The organism is Microbacterium sp. NPDC057741, from assembly GCF_042798735.1.
Classification (GTDB): Bacteria; Actinomycetota; Actinomycetes; order Actinomycetales; family Microbacteriaceae; genus Microbacterium.
The window spans coordinates 711366-735272 of record NZ_JBHVJW010000002.1; the positions used below are offsets into that span (position 1 = coordinate 711366).

The window sequence follows — 23907 nt, forward strand, 5'->3', positions numbered from 1 at the left end:
TTTCCGGGGCGAACTGCGACCTGGGCAGCGTCCGGCGGAAGGGACGACGACTCAGCGGGCGGCGAACGCCTCTGCGAGGGCGTCGCGGACGACGCGGATGCGGTCGTCGTCGCGCGCGGCGGTGCGCACCGCGGTGAACACCTCGCGCACCGGACGCCCCGGCAGATCGGCGAGGGTCGTCGTCGGCTGCGACGAGCCCCAGATCAGATCGGGGATCATCGCCACGGCGTGACCGGCCTCGACCAGTCGCACGTGCGCGGTGAGGTCGTCCGCCTGGAAGCGCACGTCGGGCTCGAAGCCCGCCGCCCGGCACTGCTGCACCGCCCACTGCCGCACCGCCGTGCCGGCGGGCTCCATCACCCAGGCGCGATCGCGCAGGGCGCGCAGCGGCGCCGGCTTCTCGGCCGGAGGCATCGCGATGCGGATCGGGTCCTCGCCGAGCAGGTCGTGATCGACGCCGTCGTGCCGCTCGCGGGTGTGACCCGGATACTGCTCGGCGATCACCAGGTCGAATCGGCGGGCGGTGAGCTCGAACAGGCTCTCCTCCGGGGGGAGCTCTGCGAGCTCGACGCGCAGCTGCGGCATCCGCTCGGCGAGGATCGTGAGCGCCGCTGGGACGATCGCCTCCGCGGCGGTCGGCATGGCGGCGATCCGCACGGGTTCGAGGGCCTGCAGGTCGGTGTTCAGGGCGGCGCGCGCCGCCTCGTCCAGTTCCAGGGCGCGGGCGGCGTGCTCGGCGAGCATCCGTCCCGCCGGCGTCAGACGCACCCGTCGGCCATCCGGTTCGAGCAGCGCGACGCCGGCCTCGCGCTCCAGCAGCGACAGCTGCTGCGACACGGTCGACGGCGAGTAGGCGAGGGATGCCGCGACCTCGGCGATCGTCCCGCGCAGTGCCAGCTCGTGCAGCATCCGCAGCCTTCGCAGCTCGAACATGGGATCCTTTCGGAAGCATCGAGTATCTCGAACATTATCCATCGAAAACGGTCGCTTTTCATAGACGGTTGAAGAGCGCACACTGAGATCATGACGACCCCTGTGCCCGCTGCCGAAACCTCCGTCTCCGACCTCTCGGACCTCGCCGACGACGCCGTCGCCCTCGTCCGCCAGTGGCTCGTCGAGAGTCGCGAGGTGCCGACGGATGCCGCCGGTGAGCGCCTCGCCGGTGTGCTGCGCGACCCCAACGGCCTCGACTTCACCGTCGGCTTCGTCGACGGCGTCGTGCGCCCCGAGGACACGAAGGTCGCCGCGGCCAAGCTCAAGGAGCTCGTGCCGCTGACCCCGAAGTTCCTGCCCGGCGTGATGCGCGGCGCGATCGGCCTCGGCGGCGCGACCGCGACCATGCTGCCCGGGATCGTGGTGCCCTCCGCCCGCGCCGTGCTGCGCCAGATGGTGCGTCACCTCATCGTCGACGCGCGCGACGAGAAGCTCGGCGCCGCGATCAAGCACATCCGCGAGACGCAGGGCGTGAAGCTCAACGTCAACCTGCTCGGCGAGGCGATCCTCGGCCGTGAGGAGGCCGTGCGCCGTCTGGAGGGCACCCGCCGCCTGCTGCAGCGCGACGACGTCGACTACGTCTCGATCAAGGTCTCCTCGACCGTCGCTCCGCACAGCCCGTGGGCCTTCGACCACGCCGTCGCCGACGCCTCCGAGGCGCTGCTGCCGCTGTACGACATCGCCGTCAAGGGCGACAAGTTCATCAACCTGGACATGGAGGAGTACAAGGACCTCGATCTCACGATCGCGGTGTTCACCGGCATCCTCGACCGTCCGCAGTTCAAGAACCTCGAGGCCGGCATCGTGCTGCAGGCCTACCTGCCCGACGCCCTCGGCGCCATGATGCGCCTGCAGGAGTGGGCCGCGGCCCGCGTCGCCGACGGCGGAGCGCCGATCAAGGTGCGCGTCGTGAAGGGCGCCAACCTGCCGATGGAGACCGTCGACGCCGAGTCGCACGGCTGGGAGCTGGCGACCTGGTCGACCAAGCAGCAGTCGGATGCCTCGTACAAGGCCGTGCTCGAGTACGCGCTGCGTCCCGACCACGTCGGGAACGTCCGCATCGGCGTCGCAGGCCACAACCTCTTCGACATCGCCCTGGCCTGGCTGCTCGCGAAGCGCCGCGGGGTCGAGAACGGCATCGAGTTCGAGATGCTGCTCGGCATGGCCACGGCGCAGGCGCAGGTCATCAAGCGCACCGTCGGCTCGCTGCTGCTCTACACGCCGGTCGTGCACCCCGATGAGTTCGACGTAGCGATCGCCTACCTGATCCGCCGGCTCGAGGAGGGCGCGAGCCAGGAGAACTTCATGTCGGCGGTCTTCGACCTCGACGAGGACCCGAAGCTGTTCGACCGCGAGAAGGAGCGCTTCCTGGCATCCATCCGCGACGTGCCCACCGAGGTCCCCGGCCCGAACCGCGTGCAGAACCGTCAGCTGCCCGCCCCGGCGATGCCGACCGACGGCTTCGTGAACACTCCCGACACCGACCCGTCGCTGTCGGCGAACCGCATCTGGGCCGACGGCATCCGCGCCCGCATGGCCGAGTCCGAGCTCGGTGACGCGACCGTCGCCGCGAACACACTGTCGACCGCCGAGCAGGTCGCCGAGCGCATCGCGACCGCCGTCGCAGCCGGCGAGGCCTGGCGAGCGCTGGGCGCCGAAGGGCGTGCCGCGATCCTGCATAACGCGGGCGAGATCCTCGAGGCGCGTCGCGCCGACCTGCTCGAGGTCATGGGCTCAGAGGCCGGCAAGGTCATCGAGCAGGGCGACCCCGAGGTATCCGAGGCGATCGACTTCGCGCACTACTACGCCGAGAGCGCGCGCAAGCTGGCGCAGGTCGACGGCGCCGAGATGCACGCGGTCGGCCTGACCGTCGTCACCCCGCCGTGGAACTTCCCGGTCGCGATCCCCGCAGGCTCGACCCTGTCGGCCCTGGCCACAGGGTCGCCCGTCATCATCAAGCCCGCCCGCCAAGCCCGCCGCTCCGGCGCGGTCATGATCGAGGCGCTGTGGGAGGCCGGCGTGCCGCGCGACGTGCTGCAGTACGTGCAGCTCGACGGACGCGACCTGGGAACCCAGCTGGTCAGCGACCCGGCCGTCGGCCGCGTCATCCTCACCGGTGGTTTCGAGACCGCCGAGCTGTTCCGCGGATTCCGTCAGGACCTGCCGCTGCTCGCCGAGACCAGCGGCAAGAACGCGATCATCGTCACCCCGTCCGCCGACCTCGACCTGGCCGCGAAGGACGTCGCCTACTCGGCGTTCGGTCACGCCGGCCAGAAGTGCTCGGCCGCCTCGCTGGTCGTGCTCGTCGGCTCCGCCGCGAAGTCGGAGCGGTTCCGCCGCCAGCTGGTCGACGCCGTCAGCGCCTACGACGTTGGTTCGCCGGTGGACGGCTCGAACCGCATCGGCCCGCTGATCGGCCCGGCCGAGGGCAAGCTGCTCTCCGCGCTCACCACGCTGCACGCGGGGGAGTCCTGGATGCTCAAGCCCGAGAAGCTCGACGAGGCCGGACAGCTCTGGCGTCCCGGCATCCGTGACGGTGTGAAGCGCGGCAGCGAGTTCCACCGCGTGGAGTACTTCGGCCCGGTGCTCGGCATCATGACCGCCGACACCCTCGACGAGGCGATCGACATCGTCAACGACATCGACTACGGCCTGACCAGCGGCATCCACTCCCTCGACGAGGACGAGGTGCAGCAGTGGCTGGCCCGCATCGAGGCCGGCAACGTCTACGTCAACCGCGGCACCACCGGTGCGATCGTGCAGCGCCAGCCGTTCGGCGGCTGGAAGAAGGCCGCCGTCGGCGCCGGTTCCAAGGCCGGCGGCCCGAACTACCTCGTGGGCCTGTCCGAGTGGACGGATGCTCCCGTGCGCTCCGCGACCGCGCTCGACGAGCTCGGCTCGTCGGCCGTCGCCCTCGTCGAGGGCGATGACGCGGCATGGCTGCGCGGCGCTCTCGCCACCGACATCGACGCCTGGGCGTCGGAGTTCGGCGTGGTGCGGGACGCCACCGGCCTGACCACCGAGCAGAACCTGCTGCGCTACCAGGCCGTTCCGGTCACGGTGCGCTACGAGGGCGAGCGCGTCGCGGAGCTGCTCCGCGTCGCGGCCGCCGGTCGTCGCGCCGGTTCGCGCGTGACCGTGAGCACCGCCTCGGTGCTGCCGGCCGCCGTCGCCACCTGGCTCGGGTCGCACGACGTGGTCGTCGCCTACGAGGACGGCACCGCCTGGGCCGCGCACGCGCAGCGTCTCGCGGCCACCGACGGCCGGGTGCGTCTGATCGGGGCATCCGCCCTGACGACCGCGGCTGCCGTCGACGGCTCGCCGAGCCTCGCGCTGTACGCGAACCCGGTCGTCGCGGCCGGCCGCGTCGAGCTGCTCACCTTCCTGCGCGAGCAGGCCGTGTCGATCACCGCGCACCGCTTCGGCACCCCGCACCGCTACGACGTGCCGGTGCTGCAGCCCGTGCGCTGAGCGCCCGGCTCCCCGTCTTGAGGGGTCAGAATCTGCGAAGTCCCGCTCCTTGGATGCCGCAGATCCTGGCCCCTCTTGTCTTGCGCCCGTGGGAGCCGAGCCAGGGTGAGGTAGTCAATCCACCCGAGCGCGGCTCCCACGGGAGTTCAGGAGTGCAGTGAGAACGCGAGCGTCTCACCGGCGGTGCCGGACACGTCGATCGTGAGGCGCACACCGGCCCCGCGGCGGGCGAAGGAGATGCGTGCGGCATCCGCACCCTTGACCCGCTTCACCGCGGTGTTTGCGAGATCGACGGTCAGTGCGGACGCCGACTGGGTCGGGTCGCTGACCGACATCCGCACCATCCCCGGGTTCTTCCGGACGATCACGCACGCGGCCCGATCGACGGACAGGTCACCGACGGTGCCCGCCCGCCAGAACGAGGCGGCGGTGACGAACGAGGAGTGCCTGATCGCCTGCGCGGTCTCGTCATTGCGCAGCACCTCGACCTTCGGTGCCGTGGCGGCGACCCTGGTCGCCTCGACATCCGCGCCGGGGAGCACGAGATAGGCGTACCCGCCGGATGCCGCGGAGCCGGTGCCGTGCGAGATGTGCAGCGTGCCGTACGAGCGGCGCTGCACGACCTCGGTGCCCGCGGCGGCGCCGGTGTTGATGCCGCGCCAGTTGCCCTCCCTGGTGCCGACCCCGGCCACGAGCCGCGCGTCGTCGAGGAAGACGTAGCCACCGGTCCCGTCCAGGTGCGCCCATCGCGGGCTCGTCAGAGCGGTCTCCGAGGTGACTTCGGCGCCGTCGACGAGGAGCGTGCGCGCATCCTTGCCGAGATTGCGATGCTCCACCACCGTGCGCACTTCGCCGGTACTGCCCGTCGCGATGTCCGCACCGAGGGCCACGAGTCCCTGCGGCAGAGTGAACCAGGCCTTGCGGGCCACGAGCCCGGTGCCGCCCGGCGCGACCAGGTGCATCGCCGCGAGCGCGGTGTCCTCGAAGGTCACCCCGCCTGTCCACTCGTTGGCCGGCGTCTGCTCGCCCCATTCGCCCTCGGGGTTGCGGGGCAGCGGAGTGAGATCGACGGTGGTGCCGGGAGGTGCTGCGAGGTCGGCCGTCGGCCAGAACTCGTCATCGAAGTGGTCGTCGTCTTCGCGCAGGTACAGATACGTCATGCCCTGGCTGGTCTTCACGCCGGTGAAGTTCTCGGCCTCGGTCCCCTCGTGCCAGGCGATCCGGTTCGAGCACATCGCCACGCACAGCGCCCATGAGCCGTCGGCTGAACGGTGCACGAGGCGGTCCATCGCGGGGAAGAACCTCGGTCCGGTGGGGTCTGCCACGGGCACCACGTCGGAGGCGAGCAGCTCCGTCACGAGCGACAGCCGCACGATGCTCGTGGTCGAGGAGATGTTCGCGGCCGTGCTGCCCTCGATCCACTGCCGGCACAGTCCGCGCCAGCGCTCCGCCGTGGCAGGGTCGGCGGACTGCGCCAGACGCAGCGTGTGCTCGATGAGGTCGTTGCCGTCGGTGACGCTGCGCTCCGCGAAGCGGGAGACCGCGCGGCCGCGCACCGCATCCATCATCTGGCCGCGGAACATCAGCGGGGCGAACGAGGCCTCCACGACGCCGGTGATGTTGCTGCGGCTGGGATCGGTGATGTCGAACGAGCTGCCGGCCAGCAGTGAGAAGAGCTTTGCGAGACCGCCGAGCAGCACCAGCCCGTAGGTTCCGGTGTAGCCGATCGTGGAGTGCTGGACGAACGAGCCGTCGCGGAAGAACCCGTTGCCCTCCGTGACGTACTGCCAGGTGTCGCTGAGCGCCGATACGGCGCTGTGCAGCAGATCCGCGTCCGGCTGCACGATCGACCGGACGATGATCCCCTGGCAGATGTCGACGCGGTTCGCCCCGTCGGAGAACTGAGGCCCGGTGGGGTGCTGCTGCTTGCGCGGATCGCGTTCGGGCAGGAAGTGATCGATCGCGTCGCAGTAGGCGTCGATCTCGGCCGCGGACAGGTGCTCGTGCAGGATCGCCATGGCGTTCGCGAGCGGCTGCGGTGCGCCGATGTTCCACGACCACCAGTTGCCCCACCAGGCGGTGCCGGTGTTGTAGATCTTCTCGTGCATGTGCGCGAGACCGCGCAGCGCGGTATCGAGCACCGTCTCGGAGCCCTCGTGCTTCGACCCGGGGGTCGCCCAGGAGACGGCGAGGGAGAGGATTCCGACGTAATTCATCCTCATCGAGTTGGACTTCGCGATGTCGGTGGCGCCGATGGCCCAGTCCTGATCCGAGAAGAATCGCGTGGCAGTGGGGCTCACCTTCGCGAGCAGTGTGTCGGTCGCCCTGTCCTGCCGTGCGATGACAGCGGCGAACGCCGAGGGGTTCGCGGCGATGATGCTGCGACCGGTCAGCGTCTCGACCCAGCGGAGGCGGAGCGCCTCGATCTCTGGAACGTCGACGGCCAGCGGGCGGACGGCGGCGGAGGCGGACAGCGGGCCGGTCTGGGCGAGCAGAACGGCGGCCGCGGCGAGTCCGCCGAGCTGCAGCACGTTCCTGCGGGAGGGGGTGAACATACGATCTCCTTCGGTCGATGTCAGCGACGCTAGAAGGAGGAGAGACGAGGAATCAATGTTGATTCCTCGTGTTCGCGGCCCGTTGACTGGCAGCGATGAACGAACCCGATGCGAGACCGAACGTTGTCGTCGTCATGGCCGACCAGTTCCGCGCCGCGGCGATCGAGCCCGGTGGCGACCCGGTGGCGACCCCGCAGCTGGATCGCCTCGCCGCCGAAGGATGCGTGATGACCCAGGCGGTCAGCTCGTATCCCGTGTGCAGCCCGCATCGGGCGATGTTCCTCACCGGGCTGCGCCCGGGGGAGAACGGCGTCACCCTGAATGTGCACTCCGAGTCGGCGGAGGACGGCGTGGGTCTGCGTGACGGGCTGCCCACCTGGGCGAGCGTACTGCGGGATGCCGGTTACCGCACCGGCTACATCGGCAAGTGGCACCTGGAACCTCCCGTACCCGACGACGAGCGCTTCGGTGAGGGACGCCGCGACGACGGCAAGGTCTGGGACGCGTGGTCGCCCCCGGAGCGGCGGTTCGGCTTCGATTTCTGGTACTCCTACGGCGCCGCCGACCGGCATCTCGCGCCGCACTACTGGACGACGGATGCCGGCCGTGAGGCCCGCGTCGACGTCGACGCCTGGTCGGCGGAGCATGAGGTCGACGTCGCGCTCGAGTTCCTCGAGGCGCCGAGCGAGCAGCCCTGCGCGTTGATGGTGTCGCTGAACCCGCCGCATCAGCCGTTCGATCAAGTGCCGGAGAGATATCGACGGCTCTACGCGGAGCGCACCGAGGAGGAGCTGCTGGTCCGACCGAACGTGCCGCACGGGACGGCGATCGCCGATGAGGCAGCCGTGATCGCCCGCGACTACTTCGCCGCGATCACGGGCGTCGACGAGCAGATCGGACGGTTGGCCGACGCGGTCGAGGCGACAGGACGGCCGACCGTGCTGCTGTTCACTGCGGATCACGGGATGCAACTGGGTAGTCACGGGCAGCTGTACAAGAACGTCGCCTATGAGGAGTCGATGCGGCTGCCCATGATCGTGCACGCGCCGGGCATCGTGCCGCCCGGCGTCTGCGAGGCGACGGTGTCGTCGCTGGACTTCGCGCCGACGATCCTGGGCCTGGCCGGTGCGGATGCCGGGATCTTCCCCGGGCACGACCGTTCGCCGCAGCTCCGCGGCGAGGTGGCCGGCGGAACGGACTCGGTCGTCTACTACCGGTACCCGTCCCGCAGCGACCCGTCCAGCGCCCGCGGGCTGCGCACGCCGGGGGAGAAGCTCATCGCGACCTGGCATCCGGAGCGGGGCCTTCAGGTCGAATACTTCGACCTCGTCGTCGACCCGTACGAGCTGGACAGCCAGACGGATGCCCCGGAGGCGGCAGATCTGGCAAGGGCGCTGCTCGCAGATCTGGCCGCCGTCGGCGATGCCTGGCCTGGCCGGGCATCGCTCGCCGCGACGTACGGCGACTGAGCCTTACCGAGGACAGGAGATCCGCCGAGAACAGGACGATTCCACGGCAGCCGTCCTGTCCTCGCGGGCTCTCCTGTTCTGAGATGAGGCACGGCGCTGTGGTCAGCCCCGGGACGGCAGCCGCACGTCCGCGCGCCACCTCTCGTGCGCCGCTGTCAGTTCGCTGACCAGGTCGGGTCGGGCATCCGCCAGGTTGACCGCCTCCCCGCGGTCCGTAGAGAGATCGGTGAGGAACAGGCCGTTCCCGGTCTCGGTGTGCTCGGTGCGGGCCACGTACAGCGCCGTGGGATCGTCCCCCGACACCGAGAGCAGCTTCCAGTCGCCGCGACGCACGGCCCACTGCCATCCGCAGTCCCAGTGCAGTTCGCGGGCAGAGGGCAGTTCGCGGTCGGCGTCGCCTGTGGCATCCGCCAGCGTCTGCCGCAGGTCGACGCCATCGCCGGCATGACTGGTCTCGGCCGCAGCGGCGAACGTCGCGGCGAGATCGAGCGCGCTGACCGGCGCTGAGACCACCGAACCCGGTGCGGTCACTCCGTGCCAGCGCACCAGGAACGGCACCCGGATGCCGCCCTCCCAGAGCGTGTACTTCGTGCCGCGCAGGTCGCCGTTGTCGCCGTAGTTGCACTGCGACCCGCCGTTGTCGGTCAAGTAGACCACGATCGTGTCCTGGCCCTCGACGGCGTCGAGCAGCCTGCCGATCGCGCGGTCCATCAGTTCGAGCTGCGCGAGATAGTACGCCCGCCCGTCAGGCAGGTTCGGGCTGATCGCCCCGTCGTACCAGTCCAGATACTCGGATGCTCCGGGGTGCCAGTCCTCGAAGCCCTGCAGGCCTCGGGCCTCGAGCTCTTCATCCGGAAGCTGCCAGCAGAAGTTGTGCACCGCGTTGAACGCCACCATCGCGAAGTACGGCGCGTCACCCGCACCGCCGATGAAGTCGATCGCCCGGTCCGCGATCTCGTCGGTGGTGAAGCCGTCGAACTCGGCAGGGTCCTCACCCGACCAGAACGGCTGCACCGCCATCGGATGAGCGGCCTCACCGTACTGCTCGACGGCGGCGGCCGAATGATGCAGATAGTGCAGCCGGCCCATCGACTGCCCGGCCAGCCCGTAGAACGACTCGTCGAAGCCGTGGTGCGGTGGGGCGCCGCGATCGGCGGAGGTCTCGTCGCCGTAGTGCACCTTGCCGAAATAGCCGGTCGCGTAACCGGCCCCGCGCAGCGTCTCGGCGATCGTGGGCTCGGTGCCGATGTGCGCGGAGTCGAACCACAGACCGCCCCAGCGCTGCTGGTACTGCCCGGTGATCATGCCCGCGCGCGACGGCGAGCAGATCGGCGCGGTGACGTAGGCGTCGGTGCAGGTGGCACCCTCCGCGGCGAGACGGTCGAGCACCGGGGTCTTCACGCCCGTCGTGCCGTGCGCGGACCGGTCGGCGTAGCCGTGGTCGTCCGAGACGATCAGCAGGATGTTCGGGCGGATCACGGTGCCTCCTGGGGTGCGGGCGGTTCTGTTCAGCGTAGGGCGGCTGCGCCGTCCCACCCCGGTGGGGAGAAGGCACCCGCCGGATCGTCGCCCAGCGGTGTCCGCTGGCCGGCGCCCCAGACCGGCAGCGCCGATCCGTCGGCCTCCCGTGTCGCATGCTCGGCGAACCAGCCGTGCATCCGCTGCCGCATCCGAGCGATCTCATCGTCACGCGACGGGTCGTCGATGAGATTCGCGCGCTCGCCGGGGTCCGTCTCGAGGTCGTAGAACTCGTGCGGACCGTACGGGAAGCGATGCACGTACTTGCGGCGCCGGGTGCGGATCATCCGCACGGGACCGTATTCGCTGTGCACGACGACCGCGCGCTCCTCGTCGGATGCCTCGGTCGGGGCATCCGCGAGCCGGGCCGCGAAGCTGCGACCGGGTCCCTGCTCGAACGCCGCCCGGTCGACCCCGGCCAGCTCCAGCAGAGTCGCCGGGAAGTCGTAGGCGCTGAGCAGATCGTCCACGACCCGCCCCTCCGCCACGCGCCCCGGCGCGGAGACGATGAACGGCACCATCACTGATTCGTCGTACATGTTCATCGGGAACGTGCCGTTGCCCTTGCCCCAGATGCCGTGCTGGCCGCAGTTGAAGCCGTTGTCGCTGAGGAAGACGACGATCGTGTCCTGCTCCAGACCGTGCGCGCGCAGCCGGTCGAGCACCCGTCCGATCGCGGCATCCATGGCCGTGACCGCGGCGAAATAGCCGATCAGCGCCTCGCGGGCGTCGGGCTCGCCGCCGATCGGGCCGCCGCCGAGAGTCTGCAGCCAGGGATGCGGCTCCTCCTGGGGGCAGCTCTCGAACGCGCAGTCGCGGTACAGGTCGGTGTACTGGTCGGGATGCTGCCCGGCGAAGGGTTTGTGCGGGGCGGTGAAGTTCACGGCGAGGAAGAACGGGGCCAGGAAGAGCGGGTCGTCCTGCCCTGCCTCCTCGTCGAGGAACGAGATCGCGTCATCGGCGATCGCGTCGGTGAGATAGCCGGTGGCGACCTCCGGAACGTCCCCGCGCAGCATCGGGGCGTCGTGATACGGACTTCCACCGCCCTCGAGCGCATACCAGTGCACGAACCCGCGCCGCGGCACGTCGCTCGCGCCGAGGTGCCATTTGCCGGAGAGACCGAGCCGGTACCCGGCATCCGCCAGCGCGTCGGTGTATGCCGGCTGCCCGGCGAGCAGATCGACGCTGTCCGGCCCCGTGTTCGGGCCATCCAGGTAGTCGTGCACGCCGTGCGTGGAGGGGATCCGACCGGTGAGCAGGCTGGCCCTGGCGGGCGAGCACACCGGCGAGGCGCAGAAGAACCTGTCCAGTCGCGTGCCGCGGGCGGCGAGCGCATCGAGGACGGGGGTGCGGATGTCTGCATTGCCGGCCGCGCCGAGTGCCCACGGCCCCTGGTCGTCGCTGAGGAAGACCAGGATGTTCGGGCGGTCGTTCATGCCGGTACCGGTCCGAGCATGCTCGCCGTGCCGGTCTGCGCCGACCGGTAGCTCGCCAGGATCAGCTCGACGACGTGCCGCGCATGCTCGAGAGGCACCGCAGGTGCCCCGCCGTCGACGACCTGCAGGAAGTCCGCCAACTGCGCGGTGAACCCGGTCTGGATGTCACGATCCGTCGGCTCATGCAGCAGACGGGTGCGCCCGTCCACGCGCACGGTCGTGCCGGCGCGGGGGTCGGCCTCGACGACACCGCCCTCGCAGACCACGGTCAGGCTGTCGCTGCGCGTCGGAGGGTCGCTCACCACGGCGACCGCGACCCCGACGCCGTTCTCGAGCCGTAGTCGCAGCACACCGTCGGTCTCCACCGGAGAACCGAAGCGGTTCGCCACGGACGCCGAGATCTCGGCCGCCGGCGCTCCGCCGAACCAGAGCGAGCGGTCGAGACAGTGCGCGCCGATGTTGAACAGCGCTCCACCGCCCGCCACCTCGCGGGAGAAGAACCAGGGGGACCGCGTGCCTGGACGGTAGTCGGTGCTGCGATTGTCACGGATCAGTTGCACGGCGCCGAGATCCCCGGACGCGATGAGCCCGTGCGCGGCGGTCTTGTCGGGCAGGAAGTGCTGGATGTGGCCCACCGTCAGCGCGACGCCTGCCCTCTCGCAGGCCTCGGCGATGCGGTCGCAGTCCGCCACCGACGTGGCCATCGGCTTCTCGACCAGGACGTGCTTGCCCGCCTCGGCCGCCTCGATCGCGATCGGAAGGTGCAGCGCGTGCGGGGTGTTCACGATCACTGCGTCCACGGCATCCGCATCGAGCATCCGCCGATGATCGGTGAACACCTTCGCCCCGGGGGAGAGGTCGGCGGCGCGTCGGGCCGCCGATTCGTCGATGTCGCAGACGGCGGTGAGCTCCGCCCCCGCGAGGACGGCGGCCGCGCGCACGTGGAAGGGCGCGACCGCGCCCGCTCCGATCAGACCGATGCGCATTCTTCTCCTCGTTCCATGGCTCCAGCTCAGGATTCGCGTCCGCCGCAGGAGCGGCGGATCACGATCCTGGGCCGCAGCCTGATCTGATGCAGGGGACAGTCGTCCCCCTCGATGAGCCGCCGAAGCAGCACGTCGGCCGCCATGCGGCCGATCCGGTACTTGGGCGGGGCGACCGCGGTCAGCGGCACCTCCGCCAGGTCGGCCACCTCGTCGTCGTACGAGACGAGCGCGATGTCCTCGGGCACGCGCAGGCCGTCGCGGCGGATCGCGCCTTCGAGCAGGGTCGCCTCGCGGTCGCCGAATACCAGCGCCGCCGTGGCCTCGAAATCCCGGATGCGCCGGTACGCCGACTGCGCGGAGTCGGCCACCCAGTCAGCCTTGGACTGTGCGAACTCCAGCGAGCCGGCCAGACCGAGATCGGCCACGGCGTGCCGGTATCCGCGGACGACCCCTGCCTCTGTGGGAGTGCGCTCTCGGGTCAGGAGCGCGATACGGGTGTGGCCGAGCGCTGCGAGGTGGCGCACGGCGTCGTAGGCTCCGCCGCGATGATCCGAGCAGACGTGCTCGGTGGTGTCAGCGGGACCGAGATCGGGCAGGCTGCGCTCCACCAGCACGACGGGAACCGGCAGATCCATGAGCTCGCGTGCGCGGGCGGCGGGGTCCTCGATGCCGGTGAGCGTCGGGGCGATCAGCAGGCCGTCGATGTCGGCGTCGAGCAGCGAAGCGATCGCGGGTGCCTCGCGTTCGCGGTCGTAGCGGTAGGTCGAGAGCTGCAGTGTCGCCCCGGCGGCGGACAGCGACTCGTCGATGCCCTGGAGCACGCGCGGGTAGTACAGCTGCGTGTCGGGCAGCAGCACGCCGATGCGCCGGCGGGCCTTCTCGTCGCGAGGGCGGATGTGCGCCACGAAGCTGCCCGCGCCCTGGCGACGCACGACGATCCGCTCTGCGACGAGTTCGTCGAACGCACGACGGACCGTCGTCAGCGAGAGTCCTGTCTCGGTCGCGAGCTGCTGCTCGGTCGGCAGCTTCTCGCCGGCGGTCCAGGTGCCGGCGAGGATGCCGCGCCGCAACTGGTCGGCGAGCATCTCGAACTTCAGCGCCTTGGCGTCGGCATCGCGCACCACGGATCCTCGTCGATCGGTCATGGCGCCTCCTCTCGTGGCAGTCCTTTCATTCTCCTGTCGCAAAAGAGAGGAATAAAGAGGGATTCGTCTCTTTGATCGGGATTCCTCTGCACTGTGGCTCGCTGCATGGGGCGCATTTCCCACATCGAGGGGAGGAATCTTCGTAGTACTCCTTGAATGCTCTCTTCTGCTCCGGCGATAGTCGTGCACGGAGCGGCGACGTGGCCGCTCCCGAACGAAAGGAAACCCGATGGCGAAGATCCGAAAGCTCTCCGCACTCGTCGTTGTCGGCGCGCTGGCGCTGACCGCCGCGGGCTGCGCATCCACCCAGGGCGGCGACTCGAGCGAGGGCGGCTCGCTCACCTACTGGTCGATGTGGAAGGAGGGTGAGGCGCAGCAGAAGGTCCTCGCCTCCGCCATCGACGACTTCGAGAAGGAGACCGGCATCACGGTCGACGTGCAGTGGCAGGGACGCGACAACACGAAGAAGGTCGTCCCCACTCTGAACACCAACAAGGTGCCCGACCTCATCGACGGCTCGTTCGCCAAGCTCGCCCCGGTGCTCGCCGAGAGCGGCCAGGCGAAGGCCCTGACGGACGCCTACGCCGCCGAGGTCGACGGGCAGAAGGCCGGCGACCTCATTCCGAAGGCCTACCTCGCCGGCGACGTGCTCACTCGCAAGGGCGAGGATGCGCCCTGGATGCTGCCCTACTCGCTCACCAGCGACGCGTTCTGGTTCAACGCCGCCACGCATCCCGACCTGGTCTCGGCTCCTCCGGCCGATTGGGACGCGTTCATCGCGGAGCTCGACAAGCTCAAGGCGGCGAACGAGGTGCCGATCGCCATCGACGGCGACGTGTCCGGCTACAACGCCTACTGGTACACCGCCGCGATCGTGCACATCGCCGGCCCCGGGGCCCTGAACAAGATCGCCGCAGACAAATCCGGCAAGGCGTGGGACGAGCCCGAGGCGCTCGAGGCCGCCGAGATGGTGCAGCAGCTCGTCGACGGCGGCTACTTCATCCCCGGCTACAACGCCAGCAAGTGGCCCGCGCAGCAGCAGGCCTGGGCCGGCGGCAAGGCCGCACTGCTGTTCAACGGCACCTGGATCCCCACCGAGACCGGGACCTATGCGGCGGACGGCTTCGAGTACTCGTCGTTCCCGTTCCCCACTGTCGACGGCGGTGACAAGGTCGCGCGCGCCGACTTCGTGGGCTTCTCGGTGCCCGCAAGGGCGAAGAACTCCGCGAACGCGCAGAAGTTCGCGACGTTCTTCCTGCAGAAGAAGTACCAGGACGCACTGGGAACCGATGCGAAGATCCTGCCCGTTCGTCAGGACGCCGCGACCAGCCCGGAGATGGCGACCGTCAAGGCGGCCCTCGACTCCGCCGACACTTTCTACCAGCAGAACGACGGCATCAGCTTCCCCGGCTACTCCGAGAAGCTGTTCTGGCCGGCGGCCGACCAGCTCATCCTCGGGAAGATCTCCGCGAAGGAGTTCGTGGAGACGATGAAGTCGGGTCAGGTCGACTACTGGAAGCAGAACTCATGACCCAGACGGCAGCGATGCCGGGAGTCGCCACCGGAGCGGGAGGCCCTCGAGGCTCCCGCTCCGGCGGCAACGCCATCGACCGCGCGCGCAGGCGGCTGTTCGTCCCGTTCGTCGGGCCGGCGCTGCTGTTCTACAGCGTGCTCTTCGTGGGACCGGCGGTCTACGCGATCTGGATCAGCTTCAATAAGTGGTCGGGCGCCGGTCCGATGGAATTCGTCGGCTTCGGCAACTACGTCGGGCTGTTCTCGGACAAACTGTTCCTCAAGTCGTTCGGCAACACCCTGTTGCTGCTGTTCGTCGTGGGCGCCGCGATCTTCATCGTCTCGTTCGGCCTCACCCTGGTGCTGCGCGACATGGCGGGACGCAAGATCGCCCGATCGGTGATCTTCTTCCCGCACCTTGTCAACGCGATGATCTTCGGCGTCCTCGCCGGTTTCGTGCTCAATCCCGGCGGCCTGGTGAACACCCTGCTACGATGGCTCGGCGTCACCGACCCGCCCGCATGGCTGGCGCAGGACAATCTGTTCCCGCTGATCATGGTGATGCTCACCTGGATCACGACCGGCTATTACACGACGATCCTCATGGCCGGCGTCGACCGCATCCCGCCGTACTACTACGAGGACTGCGCGCTGGCGGGCGCGAACGCCTGGCAGCGCCTGCGGTACGTGATCCTCCCGCTCACCTGGGACGTGTTCGGCACCTGCGCGGTGCTCTGGACGATCTCGTCGGTGAAGATCTTCGAGATCATCTGGATCTTCGGCGGCTCCACCGGGCAGGGCATCCCGCCCACCCAGACCTGGAGCACCGCGGTGTACACGTACGTCACCGCGTTCTCCGGAGAGTCCATCCCCGCGTACGGCATGGCCAGCGCCTCCGCGATCCTGTCGCTCGCCCTGGTGTCCGTGCTCGTCGTCCTGCTCCGTCGCGTGATGAAGCGCGACGCGATCGAGTTCTAGGAGTGCTCATGACCTCTGCACAGGTGCTTCCCGAAGAGATCACCACTCAGGCGCTCGTGACGCCGCCCACCGGCCGGGTGCCGCGTCCGCGCAGGCGTGGAGCGGCGATCGGCCACGACCGCAGCATCGTCCGCGGCATCGGACTGGTGCTGCTCTGGGCCTTCGTGGTGCTCAACATCGCGTGGATGGTCTGGATGGTGATCCAGGCGTTCCGCGACACCCGCTCGATCCTCAGCGATCCGTGGGGTCTGCCGACCTCGCTCGACCCGACGAACTTCGTCACGGCGTGGACGGTCGGGGACTTCGCCACAGCGACCCTGAACAGTGTCGTGACGACGGGAGTCTCCTCGTTCCTCACGGTCGCGATCGCGGCTCCGGCCGCCTACTACCTCGGTCGTGTCGAGAACCGGTTCACCAGCTCGCTGACCCTCTACTTCGTGCTTGGCCTCGGCATCCCCGCGCAGGTGATCCTCATCCCGCTGTTCGTGATGCTGAACGAGATGTATCTGACCGACAGCCTGATCGGCCTCAACCTCGTCTACATCGGCGTCTCGATGCCGTTCACGGTGTTCCTGCTGATCGCCTTCTTCCGCTCGCTGCCGGCGGAGCTCGAGGAGGCCGCGGCGCTGGACGGCACCACGGCGTTCGGCACGTTCTGGCGCATCACCCTGCCGCTCGCGAAGGGCGGCATCCTGACCGCGTTCGTGCTGCAGGTGATCTCGCACTGGAACGAGACGCTGCTCGCTCTGACCCTGCTGCAGTCCACCGACAAGTACACCCTGCCCGTGGCGCTGATCTCGTTCATCCAGCAGCAGACGTACTCCGGTGCGGACTGGGGCGGATTGTTCGCCGGCCTCTGCATCGTCGTGCTGCCGATGCTGGCGATCTACCTCTGGCTCGGCCGCCGCCTCACCGAGGGGCTCACGCTCGGCATGGGGAAGTGATGGTGGAGCGTCAGGCCAGCGGCAGCGCGTCGTCGTAGGCCGAGGTCGAGACAGGCGGCACATCGCCGAACACCCGCGTCGTCCCGGGGTCGGTCCGCCACGCGGGCCAGCCCGGGACTCCGCTCGTGATGAACGCGACGGCCGCGGCGTGCATGTCGTCGGCGAGGCCCTGTGGGGGAGCGTCGCCTGCCATCGCCGAGACGCGCTCCGCACCCAGGCAGTCCCACCAGAACGGCACATCGAGACAGTGGCTCGACCAGCCGTTGCGCGGTGAGGCCCACGCGAACCGGTACACCCAGGTCGCAGCATCCGCCCTGGCCTCGGCGACGCGCACGACGAGCGAGCGGAACACACGATCGGTGACGAAGCGGCCGAAGGTCGCGGCCGTGCCCTTCCTGCGCTGCGGGCGGTTCGCCGCGAGCCAGCTCCGCCGCTCGGCGAGTGCCGGCGCGATCAGGCGCAGGGCGAGGGACGCCGGCACGAACCGCAGGCTGCGGGGCGCGGCATCCAGCGCCGGGGTGAACTCGTCGTCGGTCGCACCGATCAGCAGTGGCTTGTCCGCACCCACGCCTGCGGCGAGCGCGTCGACCGTCGGACGGGTGAGGAGCTCGCCGTCGATGACCGGGCCCCAGGGCAGGCCGTCGGCGAGCACGGCGGTGGTTGCCTTCAGCCCGGTCTTGCCGAGCAGGGACGCCTCGTACTGCTTCTGCGTGAGCGACCTCTCGGTCGCCGAGCGGAATCCCGCCAGAGTCGGCTCGACGCCGACCATCTCGGCCAGCAGGGCGCTGCGCCTCGCGACGAGAGGGCGTGGCAGGTCGCCGAGGGCCCCCGAGATCGAGACAGCGGAGTGGAACAGGTGCTGCGCGGCGGGCATGCCGAGCAGGGTGAGCACCGCGCCGCCGCCGGCGGACTGCCCGGCGATGGTCACTCGGGCGGGGTCGCCGCCGAAGGCCGCGATGTTGCGCTGCACCCACTCCAGCGCCGCCAGCCAGTCCCGCACTCCGCGGTTGTCGGGCGCACCGTCGATCACACCGAAGCCGTCGAAGCCGAGCCGGTACGAGACGGTCACCGTGACGACTCCGTCGCGCGAGAACGTGCGGCCGTCGTACCAGGGGCTCGCGGGGGAGCCCGAGGAGTAGCCACCGCCGTGGATCCACACGAGCACCGGAGCCGAGCCGTCCGTGGCGGGGGTGAAGACGTTGACGTTCAGCGTCGAGGAGCCCTTGACCGAGGGTTCGGGGATGAGCGCGTTCGGCTCCTCGCGGCGCTGAGGCGTCGCGCCGTAGGCGGTCGCATCGCGCACCTCGGTCCATGGCTCCACGGGCTGCGGCGGCAGGAAACGGCGCGCACCGGTCGGTGGCGCGGCGAACGGGATGCCGAGGAATGCGGCATCCTGCTGCCGGCGGATGCCGCGGACAGGGCCGGAATCGGTCATGACGATCGGTGCTTCGCTCATCGTCTCCAGTATCCCGCGAGGGACGCCTCGGGAGTTGTCCACAGGTACGACGCGAAGTGTCGCGGCATCTGAGGCGCTGTGCCAGACTGTTCCGGACGAAACGCGAGGATGCACGTTGACCAGACCTCTCGCAGGACCCCAGACCCTGCTGCGGACGATGAACGCACGAGCGATCCTGGAAGCGCTGGCCAGGCGCGGCGCATTGACCAGGGCCGAGCTGATGCACGAGACCGGACTGTCGCGCACCGCCGTCACGCAGGTGCTCCGGATGCTGGAATCACGCGACGCCGTGGCATCCGCCGGCGTCGACAGGGCGACCAAGGGGCCGGCTGCGACGCGGGTCGGGCTGAATCCACGGCTGGGTCTCGCGGCCGCCATCCACATCGACCATCACGACATCCACGTCGTGCTCCTCGACGCCGCGGGCGCCGTGCGAGCGGAGGCGCACGGGCCGTTGCCGGTCGTCGTGGATCGCGTCGAGGCGATCGCGGCACTGCTGGACGAGTGCCGTGCCGCGGCGACCGCGCCCGTGCTGGTCGCCGTCGTCGCCGTGCCCGGGATCGTGCGCGCCGACGGAGAGATCCGCGACGACCAGGGGCCTGACGGCGGAGCGTTCCGCGCCGCGCTGTCCGACCGGCTCGGCTGCCCGGTGCGCATCGAGAACGATGTGAACCTCGCCGCGCTCGCCGAGTTGTCCGGCCCGATCGGTGCCGAGCAGCAGGGCTTCGCGCTGCTGCTGCTCGATGACGGGCTCGGCGCGGCGTACATCATCGACGGCGCGCTGCACCGCGGCGTCTCCGGCATCGCCGGCGAGGTGAACTACCTGCCGCAGACGCCGCTGCCGACCGGGGCTCCTGTGCTCGGTCACGCTGTCACCGCCGACCTGGCGCTGGTCGCCGGGCGTGATCCGTCGCTGCCGCTGCCGGTCCATCTCGACGACGCCGCGGCCGGCGACGACAGCGCGCGGGTGATGGCCGCCGAGGTAGCGCGCCGGCTCGTGCTCATCGCCGGGTCGATCACGCTGGTGCTCGACCCGGGGCTGATCGTGCTCGCCGGCGATGCCGCGCATCCCGTGCTGTTCGAGGCCGTGCGCGCCGCCGCTGAGGAGTTCGACGCCCAGCTGCCGCTGTCGTTCGCACTGTCCGCCTTCGGTGCCGAGGCGCCGCTGGTCGGCGCCGTGTCCGAGGCCACCGACGCGCTGCGCGCCACGCTCTTCACCCGAATAGTCACACCCGAATCCAGCAGAACGTAGAGAAGCCCGTGCCCGTACCCCTCACCGATCGCCTCGGCCTGCCGGCCGGGACCCGAGCGATCATCCTCAACGCCGACGACTTCGGCATGTGCCGTGCCGCGAACCGGGCCATCACCGGCCTGCTCGCGGACGGTCACCTCGACTCGACCACACTGATGATGCCCTGCGCCTGGGCGCCGGATGCGGCGGCATTCGCGGCATCCCGCACCGACCTCGACATCGGCGTGCACCTCGTGCTCACCAGCGAGTGGACCGGATACCGGTGGCGGCCGCTGACCGGCATCCGCTCCTCCCTGGTCGACGCCGACGGGTACTTCCCGCACACGTCGCTCGAGGTCGAGCAGAACGCGACGGAGGCGGATGTCGCGGACGAGATCGCCGCGCAGCTCGCGGCCGCGCTCGCCGCAGGCATCGACGTCACGCACCTCGACAACCACATGGGCTCGGTCTACGGGCTCGAGACCGGTCGAGACTTCCTGGCGCAGGTGCTGCCGCTCGCCGCCGCTCACGGGCTGCCGTTCCGACTGCCGCGCTACGGCACGGGGCTCGAGGTCGACCCGGCCATGCAGCCGCTGATCGATGAGGCGGCGGCCGCCGCGGATGCCGCGGGCGTGGTGATCCCGGACCGCAGCTGGACCCACCCCTTCCCGCTCGCCGGCGAGGGCACCGACCAGGAGGAGACCTACGAGCAGGTGCGCGACGGGTTCCTCGAGCTGCTGCGGGCCGTGCCCGCCGGGGTGACCGAGATCTTCCTGCATCCGATGGTGGACGACGACGAGCTGCGGGCGACGGTGGACTATGCCGCGCCCAAGCGCGGACACGAACTGCGTCTGCTCACCGATCCGGCGGTCGCCGAGATGATCGTCGCCGAGGGGCTGGTGCGCGTCGGCTGGCGCGACCTGCGGGAACTGCAGCGGGCATGAGCCTCGTCGCCGGCATCCGCGATCGACGCCTCGAGGGGGCGCCGACGCGCGCGCAGAGCATCGCCTTCGGGGCATCCGGATTCCCGATCCAGTTGATGTCGCAGACGTTCTCCGCGTTCGTCGTGTACTTCTACGTCGCGCACCTGGGTGTGCCGGCGGGGTGGGTCGCGGTGGCGATGATCGCGCACGGTATCCTGAACGCCGTGCTGAACCCGGTGGTCGGCGCGCTGTCCGACCGGCTGCGCACGCCCTGGGGGCGGCGCGTGCCGTGGATCGGGCTGGGGATCGTTCCGCTCGTGGTCGCGTTCGCGCTGATCTGGATGCCGCCGGCGCTGCCCGTCGGCGGACTCATCGCCTGGTTCATCGTGGTCGTGGCCGTGTACGACGTGGCGTTCGTGGTCGTCGTGCTGAACGTGTCCGCGCTGTTCCCCGAGATCTTCCGCACCACCGCGGAGCGGGCCTCGGGGAACGTGCCGCGGCAGATCTTCGGCATCCTCGGCATGGTGCTGGGCACCGCGATCGCGCCGACGATCTACGGCTCGCTGGGCTGGTCTGCGATGGCCCTCATCCTCGGTGCGGTGTGCCTGGGCGTGCTGGCATGGTCGTTCGCCGCGGGGATGGTGGAGCGCTCCTCTCCCGCGTCGTCGTCAGACGTCGAGATGTCGTGGCGCGAGCAGCTGAAGTACACCTTCGCCAACAGGGCGTTCGTGCCTTACGTGCTCGGGTCGCTGATGGTGCAGACCTCGGTGGCGATCATCATCGCGGCGATCCCGTTCTACGTGAGGTATTCGCTGCACGCCGCCGAGGACGAGGCCAGCATCCTGCTCGGGGCGATCTTCGTGGCGGCGATCCCTTCGATCATCGGCTGGAGCTGGTTCGTGCGGCGCACCTCGCCGCGCACGGCGGTGCTCGTGGGTGTGGCGATCTTCGGGGTGGCGGTGCTGTGCTTCCTCTGGCCCGCCACCGTGATGGGCGCTGCGCTGGTCGGCCTCGCGGTCGGCGTCGGCGTGGGCGGTCTGCTGCAGCTGCTCGAGATCATGCTCGGGCAGATCATCGACGACGACGCGGCGCGCACCGGGCATCAGCGCGAGGGCGTGTACTTCGGCGTGAACGGCTTCGTGGTGCGCGGGTCCGTGGTGCTGCAGGCGATCGTGGCAGCGTGGGTGCTGACCGCCTCGGGCTTCGACGCGTCGCTGGGCGATGCGCAGCCGACGCCGGTCGATGGAGGCATTCGGGTGATGCTCGCGGTCGTGCCGCTCGGTTTCACTGCGCTCGCATGGCTGTGCTTCTGGCTGTATCCGATCCGGACGCGCGATGCTCAGGCCTCTGTGGCGGCCTGAGCGGCTCAGCCGAGCTGCTTGACCCGGCGGCGCTCGAAGAGGCGCAGGTGCGGGCGCTCCTCGACCTTCGTCGCGCCGTCGGCGATCCAGCCGTGGCGTTCGTAGAAGGTCGCGGCGCGCTCGTTGCCGTCCAGCACCCACAGGTACGCGACCGGATGCCCGTCAGCCTGCAGCGACTGCTCGACGGCGGCGATCAGCGTGTGCCCGACGCCGGTTCCGAAAGCATCGGGATGCGCGTAGATGCCCCACAGCTCACCGGCATCCGCGATCTCGTCCTCGCGCGGATCGCCGAACGACGCCCAGCCCAGGATGCGACCGTCGACCTCGGCGACGATGGTGCGGGACCGCTGGCCCTCGGCGCGCCGGTGCGGTTCGAGCAGGCGTCTCCAGCCCTTCGCCCGCTCAGTGATGGAGAGGTCATCGAGCACGGGTTGCGGCAGCAGCCCCCGGTATGCCGCCTGCCACGACCGGACGTGCACGACCGCGATCCCGTGCGAGTCGTCAGGGGTGGCGGGGCGGATCAGCACCCCGTCATCCTACGGCCGCCCCGGGCGAAGCCGTGGCCGCGAGCGGCTACGCGGCGCGAGAGCGCGCCCGCAGAGCACAGATGCACGGCCCGGGAACACCTGCACGACGGATTCCGGCGTTCGGCCGTGCATTCGTACCCGAGTCGTGCATCCGTGCCGACGCGGGCGTGCAGTTTCGGGTCAGGCGTCGCGACGCGGGCCGGCCGACGGCGCGACGGTGAAGATGTGCGGGGCCAGGTACCCGGCATCCGCGAAGGCGCGCTCAACGGCTTCCGTCACGGCCGCGACCGAAGCGTGCGCGACAAGCGCGATCGCGGCTCCGCCGAATCCGCCGCCGGTCATCCGGGCGCCGAGCGCGCCGGCATCCAGCGCCGCGGCGACCGCGGCGTCGAGCTCGGCGACCGAGATCTCGAAGTCGTCGCGCATCGACGCGTGCGACGCGGTGAGCAGGTCGCCGATCGCGCGCGGGCCCTCCGTCCGCAGCGCGGCGACCGTGTCGAGTACGCGCTGGTCCTCCGTAACGACGTGCCGCACCCGGCGGAAGGTCACGTCATCCATCAGTTCGGCCGCCCGCGGGAGGTCGTCGACCGACACGTCGCGCAGCGCGGGCACGCCCATCAGGGCGGCGCCGCGCTCGCAGGCATCCCGTCGGTCGCGGTAACCACCGGTGGAGTGCGCGTGCTTCACGCGCGTGTCGATCACGAGCAGTTCGAGTCCGGCATCAGTGAACCCGGTCGGGATCTGCTGCGTCTCGAGTGTGCGGCAGTCGAGGAACGTCGCCGCGTCGGCGATGCCGAGCATGGACGCCATCTGGTCCATGATCCCGGTCGGCGCGCCGACCGCCTCGTTCTCCGCCCGACGCCCGGCGCGCGCGAGCGCGACCGGGTCAAGGCCGAGCGACCAGAGGTCGTTCAGAGCGGATGCCACCGCCCCTTCGATGGCCGCCGAGGAGGACAGCCCCGCGCCGACCGGCACGTCGGAGGCGATCGCGATGTCCACACCGCGGATGCCGGTGGCGGAAGGGGCGATCTCCCGCAGCGCCCAGGCGACGCCGAGTGCGTATGCCGACCACTCCGGCACGCGCAGGTCACCCTCTGAGGGGAAGAGCGAGGACAGCTCGCCGAGGCCCACCTCGACCGGTTCGTCGGCGAAGGTCGACGACACCCGGATGCGGTCGTCGTCGCGCAGCCGCGCGGCGGCGAAGGTGCGGTGCGGGATGGCGAAGGGCAGCACGTAGCCCTCGTTGTAGTCGGTGTGCTCGCCGATGAGGTTCACCCGGCCTGGGGCCGACCAGATGCCGTCGGGCTCGGCGCCGAGCAGCTCGCGGGCGTCGGTCAGTGCGGACATGGGGACTCCTTGCGGGATCTTCACGAGGGGGCGGAATCTGCGGAATCCGGGGGGT

General features: G+C 70.1%; 17 protein-coding genes. 8 read left to right on the forward strand and 9 right to left on the reverse strand.

From position 1 onward, the window contains the following. Positions 1-51: 51 nt before the first annotated feature. Positions 52-933 carry a LysR substrate-binding domain-containing protein gene (locus tag ACFVDO_RS10305; protein ID WP_378856056.1) on the reverse strand — a complete coding sequence of 294 codons (882 nt, stop codon included), beginning with the start codon at positions 931-933 and terminating at the stop codon, positions 52-54. 90 nt (positions 934-1023) lie between these two features. Between ACFVDO_RS10305 and ACFVDO_RS10310 the strand changes: the two genes are divergently transcribed. Continuing rightward, positions 1024-4464 carry a bifunctional proline dehydrogenase/L-glutamate gamma-semialdehyde dehydrogenase gene (locus ACFVDO_RS10310; protein ID WP_378856054.1) on the forward strand — a complete coding sequence of 1147 codons (3441 nt, stop codon included), beginning with the start codon at positions 1024-1026 and terminating at the stop codon, positions 4462-4464. 146 nt (positions 4465-4610) lie between these two features. On the opposite strand, the gene ACFVDO_RS10315 is transcribed toward ACFVDO_RS10310, so the two are convergent. Further along, positions 4611-7019 carry a polysaccharide lyase 8 family protein gene (locus tag ACFVDO_RS10315; RefSeq protein WP_378856052.1) on the reverse strand — a complete coding sequence of 803 codons (2409 nt, stop codon included), beginning with the start codon at positions 7017-7019 and terminating at the stop codon, positions 4611-4613. 95 nt (positions 7020-7114) lie between these two features. Here ACFVDO_RS10315 and ACFVDO_RS10320 point away from each other — a divergent pair, with 95 nt between their 5' ends. Then, a complete protein-coding gene (locus ACFVDO_RS10320) occupies positions 7115-8488 on the forward strand; it encodes a sulfatase (protein ID WP_378856050.1) in 1374 nt (457 codons plus the stop codon). Between the two features lie 102 nt (positions 8489-8590). Here the strand turns inward: ACFVDO_RS10320 and ACFVDO_RS10325 are convergent, their stop codons facing one another. Genes ACFVDO_RS10325 through ACFVDO_RS10340 form a run of 4 tightly spaced genes read right to left on the reverse strand, consistent with a single transcriptional unit; the run spans position 8591 to position 13573 of the window. Then, complete coding sequence (locus ACFVDO_RS10325; RefSeq protein ID WP_378856048.1) at positions 8591-9967, reverse strand: sulfatase; 1377 nt, start codon at positions 9965-9967, stop codon at positions 8591-8593. 29 nt (positions 9968-9996) lie between these two features. Continuing rightward, positions 9997-11442: a sulfatase-like hydrolase/transferase gene (locus ACFVDO_RS10330; protein WP_378856046.1), complete on the reverse strand. Its 1446-nt coding sequence runs from the start codon at positions 11440-11442 to the stop codon at positions 9997-9999. Continuing rightward, positions 11439-12428: a Gfo/Idh/MocA family protein gene (locus ACFVDO_RS10335; RefSeq protein WP_378856044.1), complete on the reverse strand. Its 990-nt coding sequence runs from the start codon at positions 12426-12428 to the stop codon at positions 11439-11441. Before ACFVDO_RS10335 ends, ACFVDO_RS10330 begins: the two co-directional genes overlap by 4 nt. 26 nt (positions 12429-12454) lie before the next feature. Further along, positions 12455-13573, reverse strand: coding sequence for a substrate-binding domain-containing protein (locus ACFVDO_RS10340; RefSeq protein ID WP_378856042.1), 1119 nt, complete (start codon positions 13571-13573; stop codon positions 12455-12457). Between the two features lie 229 nt (positions 13574-13802). On the opposite strand from ACFVDO_RS10340, the gene ACFVDO_RS10345 reads away from it, so the two are divergent. Genes ACFVDO_RS10345 through ACFVDO_RS10355 form a run of 3 tightly spaced genes read left to right on the forward strand, consistent with a single transcriptional unit; the run spans position 13803 to position 17007 of the window. Next, complete coding sequence (locus ACFVDO_RS10345; RefSeq protein ID WP_378856040.1) at positions 13803-15104, forward strand: ABC transporter substrate-binding protein; 1302 nt, start codon at positions 13803-13805, stop codon at positions 15102-15104. Then, a complete protein-coding gene (locus tag ACFVDO_RS10350; RefSeq protein ID WP_378856038.1) occupies positions 15101-16063 on the forward strand; it encodes a carbohydrate ABC transporter permease in 963 nt (320 codons plus the stop codon). Before ACFVDO_RS10345 ends, ACFVDO_RS10350 begins: the two co-directional genes overlap by 4 nt. 8 nt (positions 16064-16071) lie before the next feature. Next, positions 16072-17007, forward strand: a complete 936-nt coding sequence (locus ACFVDO_RS10355; RefSeq protein WP_378856036.1) for a carbohydrate ABC transporter permease — start codon at positions 16072-16074, stop codon at positions 17005-17007. A 10-nt stretch (positions 17008-17017) separates the two neighbouring features. Here ACFVDO_RS10355 and ACFVDO_RS10360 read toward each other — a convergent pair whose 3' ends face one another. Beyond that, on the reverse strand, positions 17018-18463 hold the full coding sequence (locus tag ACFVDO_RS10360; protein ID WP_378856034.1) for a carboxylesterase/lipase family protein: 1446 nt from the start codon (positions 18461-18463) through the stop codon (positions 17018-17020). Positions 18464-18578: 115 nt separating this feature from the next. Between ACFVDO_RS10360 and ACFVDO_RS10365 the strand changes: the two genes are divergently transcribed. From ACFVDO_RS10365 to ACFVDO_RS10375, 3 genes are read left to right on the forward strand one after another with little or no spacing between them, the layout of a single operon-like run. Continuing rightward, positions 18579-19715, forward strand: coding sequence for an ROK family protein (locus tag ACFVDO_RS10365; RefSeq protein WP_378856032.1), 1137 nt, complete (start codon positions 18579-18581; stop codon positions 19713-19715). Between the two features lie 8 nt (positions 19716-19723). Beyond that, on the forward strand, positions 19724-20638 hold the full coding sequence (locus tag ACFVDO_RS10370; protein ID WP_378856030.1) for a ChbG/HpnK family deacetylase: 915 nt from the start codon (positions 19724-19726) through the stop codon (positions 20636-20638). Next, complete coding sequence (locus ACFVDO_RS10375; RefSeq protein ID WP_378856028.1) at positions 20635-21978, forward strand: MFS transporter; 1344 nt, start codon at positions 20635-20637, stop codon at positions 21976-21978. Before ACFVDO_RS10370 ends, ACFVDO_RS10375 begins: the two co-directional genes overlap by 4 nt. Positions 21979-21983: 5 nt before the next feature. Here the strand turns inward: ACFVDO_RS10375 and ACFVDO_RS10380 are convergent, their stop codons facing one another. Then, the gene (locus ACFVDO_RS10380) at positions 21984-22505 is read right to left on the reverse strand and encodes a GNAT family N-acetyltransferase (RefSeq protein ID WP_378856026.1); all 522 of its coding nucleotides are present in this window, start codon (positions 22503-22505) and stop codon (positions 21984-21986) included. A gap of 180 nt (positions 22506-22685) precedes the next feature. Further along, the gene (galK, locus tag ACFVDO_RS10385) at positions 22686-23852 is read right to left on the reverse strand and encodes a galactokinase (protein WP_378856024.1); all 1167 of its coding nucleotides are present in this window, start codon (positions 23850-23852) and stop codon (positions 22686-22688) included. Positions 23853-23907: the final 55 nt, after the last annotated feature.

Excerpts from the sequence above, each read along its gene's own strand:
- ACFVDO_RS10340 (WP_378856042.1), bottom strand. The coding sequence starts at position 13,573 with ATGACCGATCGACGAGGATCCGTGGTGCGCGATGCCGACGCCAAGGCG.
- ACFVDO_RS10350 (WP_378856038.1), top strand. The coding sequence starts at position 15,101 with ATGACCCAGACGGCAGCGATGCCGGGAGTCGCCACCGGAGCGGGAGGC.
- ACFVDO_RS10310 (WP_378856054.1), top strand. The coding sequence starts at position 1,024 with ATGACGACCCCTGTGCCCGCTGCCGAAACCTCCGTCTCCGACCTCTCG.
- ACFVDO_RS10345 (WP_378856040.1), top strand. The coding sequence starts at position 13,803 with ATGGCGAAGATCCGAAAGCTCTCCGCACTCGTCGTTGTCGGCGCGCTG.
- ACFVDO_RS10315 (WP_378856052.1), bottom strand. The coding sequence starts at position 7,019 with ATGTTCACCCCCTCCCGCAGGAACGTGCTGCAGCTCGGCGGACTCGCC.
- ACFVDO_RS10320 (WP_378856050.1), top strand. The coding sequence starts at position 7,115 with ATGAACGAACCCGATGCGAGACCGAACGTTGTCGTCGTCATGGCCGAC.
- ACFVDO_RS10330 (WP_378856046.1), bottom strand. The coding sequence starts at position 11,442 with ATGAACGACCGCCCGAACATCCTGGTCTTCCTCAGCGACGACCAGGGG.
- ACFVDO_RS10355 (WP_378856036.1), top strand. The coding sequence starts at position 16,072 with ATGACCTCTGCACAGGTGCTTCCCGAAGAGATCACCACTCAGGCGCTC.
- ACFVDO_RS10305 (WP_378856056.1), bottom strand. The coding sequence starts at position 933 with ATGTTCGAGCTGCGAAGGCTGCGGATGCTGCACGAGCTGGCACTGCGC.
- ACFVDO_RS10360 (WP_378856034.1), bottom strand. The coding sequence starts at position 18,463 with ATGAGCGAAGCACCGATCGTCATGACCGATTCCGGCCCTGTCCGCGGC.
- ACFVDO_RS10335 (WP_378856044.1), bottom strand. The coding sequence starts at position 12,428 with ATGCGCATCGGTCTGATCGGAGCGGGCGCGGTCGCGCCCTTCCACGTG.
- ACFVDO_RS10375 (WP_378856028.1), top strand. The coding sequence starts at position 20,635 with ATGAGCCTCGTCGCCGGCATCCGCGATCGACGCCTCGAGGGGGCGCCG.
- galK (WP_378856024.1), bottom strand. The coding sequence starts at position 23,852 with ATGTCCGCACTGACCGACGCCCGCGAGCTGCTCGGCGCCGAGCCCGAC.